Source organism: Microbacterium sp. ISL-103, assembly GCF_018613995.1.
In the GTDB taxonomy this organism is placed as follows: Bacteria; Actinomycetota; Actinomycetes; order Actinomycetales; family Microbacteriaceae; genus Microbacterium.
Window position 1 is genome coordinate 1 of sequence record NZ_JAGGPD010000647.1, and the last position, 2,451, is coordinate 2,451.

General features: G+C 69.5%; 2 protein-coding genes and 1 pseudogene. 1 reads left to right on the top strand and 2 read right to left on the bottom strand.

From position 1 onward, the window contains the following. Window positions 1-662 (top strand): annotated as a pseudogene (locus J7E68_RS19090) (peptide chain release factor-like protein); the annotation flags it as partial. Between the two features lie 22 nt (window positions 663-684). On the opposite strand, the gene J7E68_RS19095 reads toward J7E68_RS19090, so the two are convergent. Together J7E68_RS19095 and J7E68_RS19100 are read right to left on the bottom strand one after the other, a co-directional pair. Continuing rightward, window positions 685-1,338, bottom strand: a complete 654-nt coding sequence (locus J7E68_RS19095) for a response regulator (RefSeq protein WP_215175117.1) — start codon at window positions 1,336-1,338, stop codon at window positions 685-687. After that, a partial coding sequence (locus J7E68_RS19100) for a sensor histidine kinase (protein ID WP_215175118.1) occupies window positions 1,335-2,451 on the bottom strand: 1,117 nt, incomplete at its 5' end. The genes J7E68_RS19100 and J7E68_RS19095, both read right to left, overlap by 4 nt.

Consider the following 2,451-nt stretch of genomic DNA (forward strand, 5'->3'; position numbering starts at 1 on the left):
GCGCAACGAGGCCGACCTCGGCGGCTACAAGGACGTGCAGGTCGCGATCAAGGGATCCTCCACCGACCCCGCGCAGGGCGTCTGGGCGCACCTGAAATACGAGGGTGGCGTGCACCGGGTGCAGCGCGTGCCGGCGACCGAGTCGCAGGGGCGCATCCACACCTCGACGACCGGAGTGCTGGTGTTCCCCGAGGTCGACGAACCCGACGAGATCGCGATCAATCAGAACGACCTCAAGATCGACGTGTTCCGCTCGTCCGGCCCCGGTGGTCAGTCGGTGAACACGACGGACTCCGCCGTGCGCATCACCCATCTGCCCAGCGGCATCGTCGTGTCGATGCAGAACGAGAAGTCTCAGCTGCAGAACCGTGAAGCGGCGATGCGCGTCCTGCGCGCTCGACTGCTGGCGAAGCAGCAGGAAGAGCTGGATGCCGCGGCATCCGATGCGAGAAAGTCGCAGATCCGCGGCATGGACCGCTCCGAGCGGATCCGCACCTACAACTTCCCCGAGAACCGGATCGCCGACCACCGTACCGGTTTCAAGGCGTACAACCTCGACCAGGTGATGGACGGCGCACTCGAGCCGATCATCGAGAGCGCNNGAGAGCGCGATCCACGCCGACGAAGAGGCACGACTGGCCGCGGTGGGTTCGAACTCCTGAGCCCCGTGGTCCGCGTCCCGGCTCACGTGCGGGCGGCGTACCGGTGCTCGGGCCGTCCGGTGGCCCCGTAGCGCAGGCTCACCTCCACCACGGTCCTGGCCGCGAGCGCGGCGAGGTGGCGTTGCGCCGTGGCGCGCGAGATCCCGACGCGTTCGCCGACCTCGGCGGCTGAGGCCTCTCCGTCTCCGAGCGCGGCGAGCACCAGCTGCTCGGTCGCAGAGCGTGAGATCGACACAGGCTCTGCGGAGCCGTGCATGATCGCCAGCGCTCGATCCGTATCCTCCTGGCGCAGCGGTCGGTCACCGGCGAGGAGATTGCGGTATCTCGCGTACCTCTCGAGCAGCCCGGTCAGCGCTCGTCGGTCGAAGGGCTTCAGCAGGTATCCCACTGCGCCCGATCTCAGCGCCCGGCGCACCGTCGGGGCGTCGTCGGCGGCCGAGATGAGGATCGCGTCGATGCCCGCCTCCCGCACGAGCCCGATGCCGTCGCCGTCGGGCAGATAGACATCGGCCAGCAGCAGGTCGGGGCGAGTGGTGCGGATGCTCTCTCGTGCCTCGGCGAGGGATCGCACGGGCTCGAGGGCTGCGAATCCCGGCTGGTCGTCGACGATGGCCCTGTGCAGCTGTCCGACACGGAAATCGTCGTCGAGCACGAGGACGCGCAGGGGATCGGTCATCTGTTCTCCTTCGGGGGTGTCGCGGCATCCGAGACGGCGCCGTTGAGCCGGGCGGCGAACACGGCGCCGTGCTCGCCGCCGCCAGGGTCGATGATCCACAGGTCGCCGCCGCTTCGGCGCGCGATCTCCCTGGCGAGCGGGATTCCGATCCCGTGGCCGTGCACGGGATCGGACGCATCGTCGCCGGGTGGGCGCGGAGACATCGGATCGACATCGCCGAGCCCGGGGCCTGAGTCGGCGACCGTCACGACGAGTGCGTCACCGTCTCCGAACACCGCCACCTCGACCCAACGCGGGATCCGGTCTCCGGCCACGGACGCCGTCACGGCATTGTCGACGAGGTTGCCGAGCACAGCCGCCACGTCTTCGGGCTCCGCCACGCTGCCGATCAACTGGGTGTCATCGGCGATGCGCAGGGAGACTCCGCGTTCACCGGACTCGACGCCCTTGGCGCCGAGGAAGGAGCTCAGGAACGGATCGTGCACGAGGTCGAGACCCGAGACGGGGAACGCCACGGATCCTCTCTCGACGAGGTCGGCGAGGAACGCCCGCGCATCCGGGATCCGCTCGGCGTCGATGAGGCCGGCGGCCACGTGCATGCGATTGGCGAATTCGTGACGCTGCACGCGCAGCGCCGCGGTCATGGTCCTCACCGTCTCCAGCCGTTCCGTGAGTCCGATCAGATCCGTGCGATCACGGATGATGAGCACGTCGCCGAGCGCCCGTCCGTCGCGGATGACCGGTCGCGAATCGAGGTAGAGCACCCGCTCGTCGACGACCGCGGTCGATCGGGCGCGAGCACCCGTCGCGGTCTCGAGGACGACCGAGGGGAGCCCGAGGTCGCTCAGCGGCCTTCCGACCGGAGAGTCGAGCCCGAGCATGAGCAGTGCCGCCTCGTTGCTCACCCGCACGATGCCCGCGGTGTCGACGGCGAGCACGCCGTCGTCGACGCCGTTCAGCACCGCGGTCTGGTTCTGCACGAGAGCGACGAGCTCCTCCGGCTGCACTCCGAGGGTGAGGCGCTCCCATCGACGTCGGAGCAGCAGGAAGGTCAGCACGGCCAGGGCGAGCGCTCCCGCGGCGGTGAGACCGATCACGGCGAGCAGCGGGGGC

Excerpts from the sequence above, each read along its gene's own strand:
- J7E68_RS19095 (WP_215175117.1), bottom strand. The coding sequence starts at position 1,338 with ATGACCGATCCCCTGCGCGTCCTCGTGCTCGACGACGATTTCCGTGTC.